Origin of the sequence: Planococcus sp. CP5-4_YE (genome assembly GCF_019042655.1) — a bacterium.
Classification (GTDB): Bacteria; Bacillota; Bacilli; order Bacillales_A; family Planococcaceae; genus Planococcus.
On sequence record NZ_JAHPZO010000034.1, the window covers coordinates 1 to 7,358 of the forward strand.

General features: G+C 36.3%; 5 protein-coding genes and 2 pseudogenes. 5 read left to right on the forward strand and 2 right to left on the reverse strand.

Going from position 1 to position 7,358, the window contains the following annotated elements:
- Window positions 1-150 (reverse strand): S26 family signal peptidase (locus KTG14_RS17630; protein ID WP_302054963.1); only part of this gene is annotated, 150 nt, incomplete at its 3' end.
- A gap of 9 nt (window positions 151-159) precedes the next feature.
- Here KTG14_RS17630 and KTG14_RS17635 point away from each other — a divergent pair.
- The 3 genes and pseudogenes from KTG14_RS17635 to KTG14_RS17645 form a co-directional block, all read left to right on the forward strand.
- A pseudogene (locus KTG14_RS17635) lies at window positions 160-543 on the forward strand (ATP-binding protein); the annotation flags it as partial.
- A 55-nt stretch (window positions 544-598) separates the two neighbouring features.
- A pseudogene (locus KTG14_RS17640) lies at window positions 599-1,270 on the forward strand (DUF6602 domain-containing protein); the annotation flags it as partial.
- 232 nt (window positions 1,271-1,502) lie between these two features.
- On the forward strand, window positions 1,503-3,359 hold the full coding sequence (locus KTG14_RS17645; protein ID WP_216972098.1) for an ATP-binding protein: 1,857 nt from the start codon (window positions 1,503-1,505) through the stop codon (window positions 3,357-3,359).
- Between the two features lie 102 nt (window positions 3,360-3,461).
- On the opposite strand, the gene KTG14_RS17650 is transcribed toward KTG14_RS17645, so the two are convergent.
- Window positions 3,462-4,421 (reverse strand): IS30 family transposase, encoded by a 960-nt coding sequence (locus KTG14_RS17650; protein ID WP_216972099.1) that lies wholly within the window; start codon window positions 4,419-4,421, stop codon window positions 3,462-3,464.
- A 129-nt stretch (window positions 4,422-4,550) separates the two neighbouring features.
- On the opposite strand from KTG14_RS17650, the gene KTG14_RS17655 reads away from it, so the two are divergent.
- On the forward strand, window positions 4,551-5,951 hold the full coding sequence (locus tag KTG14_RS17655; RefSeq protein WP_216972100.1) for a lipase family alpha/beta hydrolase: 1,401 nt from the start codon (window positions 4,551-4,553) through the stop codon (window positions 5,949-5,951).
- Window positions 5,952-6,404: 453 nt separating this feature from the next.
- Window positions 6,405-7,358: IS21 family transposase (istA, locus tag KTG14_RS17660; RefSeq protein WP_216972101.1), on the forward strand; the 954-nt coding region annotated here is incomplete at its 3' end.

Genomic DNA, 7,358 nt, shown 5'->3' on the forward strand with positions numbered 1-7,358 from the left:
TTGAATTTCCCCGTTTATATAAAGCTGATCATTCTCATAGGCTATATGGTCACCAGGAACGCCAATTATCCGTTTAATATAATCTTTGTCTTCTAACGCTTCATCCACAAAGTCAGGGTAGTTCCCGATGACGGATTGGACAACTTTCAATTGGTCAATCAAGTGKCGKTCATATCAATGGAGCGTCTCATCTATGTATTGAAATCAAAAGAATACACGAGCAAGTCAAAAACCAGATATAAGCGCATAGCGAGTTCTGATCTGATTATTATTGATGATGTCATGTATATGGCTTATGAGCCTCAAGAGGCCCATCTATTCTTCCAGTTTATTTATGAAATGTATGACAAAGCAGCCTTTATCTTGACTTCGAATAAGGGGCCAGCTGAATGGGGAAAATTTTTGGGGGATCCCACCTTAACAACGGCCATTCTAGATCGCCTTCTTCACCGGAGTGAAATTCTTACGTTTGATGAAACGCAAGACAGTATCCGGATGAAATATAGAAAGTCACTATTTGAAAATCCAGGTGTTGAATCTTAATTGGGGAAAAGTGTTGAATTCTACTTGACGGTTACAAGGGGGAAGGCATAATGGCGAGGACGGAAGATATAAAGAAATTTTACTAATGAATTATTTGAAAAAGGTTTTACCATCAACTGTGTCAGTAGGGACAGGTTTTGTAAGAGGTAAAGATGATATAACTAAACAAATTGACGTTATTATTTACAACCATAATATACCTACCCTTTTTTCTGAAGGTGACTTTGTGATTGTTCTTCCCGAAGCTGTAGTGGGAATAATTGAAGTGAAAACAAAGTTAAATATCACTGATTTGTTAAGTGCAATCCAAACATCACATAAAAATGGAGAAATAATTAATAAGTCTATTTTTAATGGGATATTTTGTTATGAAAACGATATTAACTTCGAAGAGTTTTCAAACAATTACTTTCAAAGAAAAATTAGATTGACAGAAACCTTAAAGAATTTTAGTGCTCAAGTGAATCACATCTCAATTGGGCCTCAGATTTTTATCAAGTTTTGGGGAGAAGGCAACCCTAAGGAGGGAGATGGTATTCCATCATACTCGTTTTATGATTTGAAAAATCTCTCTTTCGGTTTTTTTATTTCTAATTTAATTGAGTTTATTCATTGTACTAGTAATGGATTTGGCATCAGTGATAGCTTAAAAAACTTTTTATATCCTACTCAAAAAGAAATATCAAGAATTGAGGATTTAGAAGTTAAGCTACGAGTCCGTCAATAACCAAGTTATTGTATAAGTTGTTCAAGTACATATCTTTATTCAAGCATTTAAATTGTGTAGCAAATGCTGTATGAAGTAAATAGAAATTTTTTAACAAACATTTGTAAACTTCTAAGCGTAGACTTCAATTCGAGATTTCGAATTAATAAAAAGGGATATTAGTAAAAGAAATATATATATATGGAATAATATGTTACTTTTAAAGTAACTTAAGTAAAAGGAGTGTATTAAATTGAAGCTGAAAAAAGTCGTAATTGAAAATTTCAGGTCTTACAAAGATAGAATTGAAGTGAATTTCGACGATTTAACAACTTTTATTGGAAAAAATGATATTGGCAAGTCTACAGTTTTAGAAGCATTGGAAATATTTTTTAATAATAGTAAAGTAAAGATAGAACCCAAAGATGCTTGTGTCCACAGCGTTGAGGATAAAGTCACTATAGGATGTATATTCGAAAATGTTAAAGATATGGAAATAGTAATCGATTCAACTGCCCCAACTACAGCTGAACAGGAATACATAATTAATAGTGATGGACACCTTGAAGTGTATAAAACCTTCGATTGCTCTAAAAAAATCCCGACTGTAGAAATTTTTATTAATGCAATGTACCCGACAATTGAATCTGCTTCTGACTTACATGAACTTAAAATTACACGCTTAAAAGAAAGAGTCAATTATCTGGGGATTGACACTTCAGATATTGATATGCGCTCAAATGTAGAGTTAAGGCAGGCAATTTTCAACTCTATTGATGACTTAGAATTGGCGCTCAAAATGATACCCGTAAAGGCGGAGGGAGTTAAACCAATTTGGGATAAACTAAGTTTGCATCTTCCTATATTTACACTGTTCCAATCTGATAGAACAAGTTCAGATAGTGATAGTGAAGTCCAAGACCCAATGAAGCTGGCTGTTCAAGCAGCAATTCAAAATGTTGAAACTCAATTAGAAGAAATTAAGAAAATGGTGATGGAAGAAGCTTTAACTGTTGCGGGTAACACCTTAAGTAAACTTAGAGAAATGGATGAATCTTTGGCTAACCAATTAAGTCCCCGTTTTAATGATGAACCAAAATGGAGTAGTATCTTCAAACTTTCATTAGAAGGGGATGATGGGATTCCTATAAATAAAAGAGGAAGTGGAGTCCGAAGGTTAATTTTGTTGAATTTCTTTAGAGCCGAGGCAGAAAAGAGTACCTTAGGATCTTCAGAAAGAAGTATAATTTATGCAATAGAGGAACCTGAAACCTCACAGCATCCTAGCAATCAAATCTTATTGGCGAAAACCCTCCGATCTTTATCAGAAAATGAAAATACTCAAGTAATTCTTACTACACACGTTCCTGGGCTAGCTGGAGTTCTACCAACTGATTCGTTGAGATTTGTTGTAAGCACAAGCGAAGGCAAAATGATTAAAACAGGAAATGATGATGAAACAATAAGTGAAATTGCAGAAACATTAGGTGTATTGCCGAGTGTGACAGATGAAGTAAAGGTTATTGTAATCGTAGAAGGTGTACATGACGTTTCAACGCTAAATGTATTTAGCAAATTAATGTCTGAAAATGTCGACGATATTATAAACATAATCGAGGACGATAGAGTAGTAATTATGCCAGCTGGTGGTAGTACTTTAAAAAAATGGGTGGAATTAAATTACTTAAAGAAATTTAACCTTCCTGAAGTTCACATATATGATGGGGATGCTCTAACGCCTCCAAAATATCATGCTACATGCCAGGAAGTAAATAATAGAGATGACAATTCGGTTGCCTATAGTACAAAAAAAAGAGAACTTGAAAATTATCTACATGCCGATGCTATCAACTCAGTATGTGAAGTAAATGTATCGTTTACTTCTACCTGCAGTGTTCCTGAAATCACAGCGAAATCATTATACGAAAGAGATACAGGATTAGAATGGGATGAGCTAGATGCAGAGAATCAAAGAGGGAAAAAAAGTAATGCGAAAAAGAGACTGAATAATGAAGTGGTTAATTTTATGACATATGAGCAACTTCGTGAAGCAGATGATGAAGGTGAAGTCCGGGAATGGTTGCGAGAAATTTCAAGGCTTTGCATATGAAATTAATATACGAAATGGTTTACTTATCTACACGTAATTATTGAAGTTCTCCTTTAATAAGCAAACAAAAAAATAAGAAATAATTTTTAAAAATTCCGTTTGTCAATTTAAGCTAGACAGATCGATTCCATTCAGGTGACTCAAAAATGCTTCCAAGGGTGTGCGGTAATCCAGTGACTTGCGTGGGATGTGATTCCGTTTGTCAGCCACCGTGGAGATGAATGGTTGATCTACTTGGTTAAAGTCCATTTCCTTAGACAAGCCGTCTTTTCGAAGGAGCCCGTTGGAATGTTCATTCAAGGCACGCTGGGAAGGGGTGCCGGGATCCGCAAAGTAAATGGAGACGTCGTGTTGGTTGCACAGCGGCTTCCAGTTGGAGAATTCCTTCCCGCAATCAAACGTGATGGACTTAAACAGGTGTCTCGGAATGCCTTGAAACCATTGGTCTAAAGCGATTTCAATATCACGCGCTTTGCGCCCCGAAGGCTTCAAGGCGATAATGACTTTCGTCAACCGTTCGACCAGCGTGATCACCGCACTTTTGTGGCGAGCGCCCACGATGGTGTCGCCTTCGATGTGCCCGAACTCTTGTTGGAAAGAAGGATAATCGACTTCTCTTTCCGAGATATGCCGTTTGAACGCCTGCTTTCCGCGGCGTTCCTGGTGGCCATTGGGTTTTCGTTTCCCTTTCATCGGGAGTGTGGCGACATCGAAGACACGGTTTTTGAACAGGCGATAGAGGGTGCGCACCGAACAATCGATCACGGTTTCCGCGCGGCCCACAATGACATCCGGCGTCCAACCTTGAGCCACTTTATCTTGAATATAAGCGAGTTGTTTCTGCGGCAAGACAATCTTTCGCCGTCCGCATCGCTTCTTGTTCTGTTGATATCGGGTGTAATAGTCGAGCACCGTATGTCCCAATTTCAAGAAATTGATGACATTGTAAATTGGCTGTCTGGAGCGCTTCAGGCGTGCAGCGATGATCGCCACAGGTGTCTCTTGGTGGAAGTAGGCTTCTATCATCACCAGTTCATCCGTGGTAAGATGGGTGTAGGTCATTCGTGGTCACTCCTATGTTTTTCTTTGGTCGGAAAATACATTGTGAGTGTACCACGAATGGCTTTTTTACTTGTCTAGCTTAATTTTACAATCGGCGAAATAAAAAATCGGAATTTGGAGGTTGATTTCTTGGAAAACGAGTCTATATATAGCTCACAAAATAGAATAATAATTGATACTACATTAGAAGATATTCACAATACTTCAAGGAAAATTATGTTTTTTAATGAGCAGCTAACTGTTGAAAAAGTAGTGCTTGCAAATAGTAAAATAAACAATCCTCCCCATTCAGAAAACAAAATGGTATTCCGTATTGAGTTAAATGAAAAAATGAGAGAAGAGCTTTTTGAAAAGAAGAGTATTTCATTTAGACTTAGATGTGAAAAGGATGAATATTTTTATACTATTCAAGAAGAGTATTTAGAACTTATAGATCATCAAAAAGTTGATAATATGGATTTATTAAATATTCTTTCTCCAAGAGTTGAGTTATTGAATCATGAAAATTCAGGAGATAAAAAAGATGCTATAGTTAACAATTCTCAAATAAAATATTTGCTAAATCAAAGTAAAGCAGAAAATAAAAAGTTCTTGAACTACATTTCAAATAAACATCCCGAGCTTTATCTGAAATACACTTTTAGTCCAACCGATAGTAAGTTGAATAGTTTTTTACTTATTTTAAATAAGTTTAATGATAAAGATCTACCTGAAACTTTAAATGGAGATTATAAAAGTTCAGGAGAATCGAAAGTCTATACTTTCAATAAAAATAAATTTTTTGAAATTGTTAGTGAAAATGAAGTTGTTATAAAAAAAGAAAGTCAAGATAAAAAGATAGCTTTTATAGTCCATGGACTTGCTTCACAAATAGGTGGGAAATACATTGACTTAGCAAGGTTTCTTAGTTCAAAAGGCTATAAAGTCTATGGGTTTGATTATCATACAGTAAATCAAGGTATATCAGACAATGGTTATTTATTAGCAAAAGAAATCAAAAAAATAAAAAAATTTCATCCTAAAAGTGAAGTCCTAATCGTAGCTCATAGTATGGGAGGGTTAGTAAGTCGTTCCGCAAAAATAGAGTATTTTGCGGAAGTTGATAAAATTATAATGGCAGGCACTCCGAATGGTGGGTCAAAAATATTACACAAGAGTCATCGCTTTAAAAGTATAAGAAATAAAATATTTGTTGCCGTAAACTTTGTTGATTTTCTTTCTATTAAAAGGGATGACTTATACGGACTAATGTACGATAAAGATCCTAAGGGAATTAAAGATTTAGCAAATAAGAGTAGTTTTATTTCAGACCTAAATAAAAAGGATACACAACATTTTAGTCAAAAATATTTTTCTTTAGTAGGAAGATTTATGAATATGTCTAACGATATCATCGTTAGCAATGATAATATGACTTCTATTAATGGAATAAACATGTCTTTTGCAACTCTAAAAAGTAGTCATTTCTCCTATTTTACAGGAAAGGAATGGAGTAGTATTTTAAATAAAGCATTGATTTATTTGAAATGAAAAAGCTTCCCTATGTCAAGCGTAATCCTACTTATATCCAGGAATTGCGTGAAGAATTATCCGAAATTTAAATGAGAAAAATTTTTTTATATTATTATGTCTTGGTATAAATAATCATAACTGTGGTGCATACAAGTAAGAATTTTAAATATTGACTTATGTAAAGAGCGAAACTGGACGGCAGTGGGGTATTCGGATTTATTATTTATGTTAAGAAAGATGAATAGATTACATTGGCCCAAGGTTGTCAGATGTGTGGTAACTCTATGTTCGTCAGGATGAATATTGCATAGTGAATGAGCCACGTATGCGTAAAATTAAACCATCAATTGCGGAAGATAGAGCCAGCTTTTGCGGAGTAGAGAGCCACACATATATTTTCACGATAAATACCTCCGGTATACTTAAGGGGCATGCTTAAAAGCATGACACTTGTGTAGAAGGAGTTTTTTTATGGTTAATTATCGAAAGATTCTGGGGATGGAGTTCGATGACATCAGCCAGAGGACAATCAGTTCCAGTACTGGCCACTCGCGAAATACAGTCGCTGAAGTTGTTCAGCGGGCTAAAGAAAGAGGAATCAGGGAGTTGGAGGATTCCATGAATAACCAATGGCTTGGGACTTACCTATTCCCTGAGAAACAAGCGATTGAAAAGGGCTATTGCCCGGTTGATTTCGAGTGGGTTCACAAAGAACTTCAAAAGAAAAACGTCACGCTGACGCTTCTGCACAATGAATACGCAAGTGCAGCCAGAGAAGATGGAAAAGTCCCTTATGCTTATCGGACATTCGCTGAAAAATATGGGAACTTCGCAAAGAAGCATAAACTGACCATGCCGATTAGAAGAAAACCAGGTGAGATTTTAGAAGTGGATTGGGCAGGAACGACGCTTAAAATCATGGATAATACGACCGGTGAAATTATACCAGCGTACGTGTTCATCGCAACTCTTCCCTACAGTCAATTGAGTTATGTAGAGGCATTTCTAGATATGAAATCAACTTCCTGGCTACGCGCCCATATTCATGCATTCGAATATTTTGGAGGCGTGGCCGAGGTTTTGGTCCCTGACAACTTAAAGACCGGCGTGACGAAGCCCCTTCGGGGCGATCCAATAATTAATGAAGCTTACCGGGAATTAGCTGATTACTACCGGGCGGTTGTCGTGCCTAGTCGCGTCCGAAAGCCGAAAGATAAAGCGAGTGTAGAAGGAACTGTTGGATACATCTCAAGACAGATCATCGCATCTTTACGAAACTACCAATGTTTTCATCTTGAGGATTTGAATGCGCGGATCTTTGAAAAGCTGGAAGAAATTAATACGATGGACTTTCAAAAGCGCGAAGGTTCTAGATTCAAAGATCCAATAATTAATGAAGCTTACCGGGAATTAGCTGATTACTAC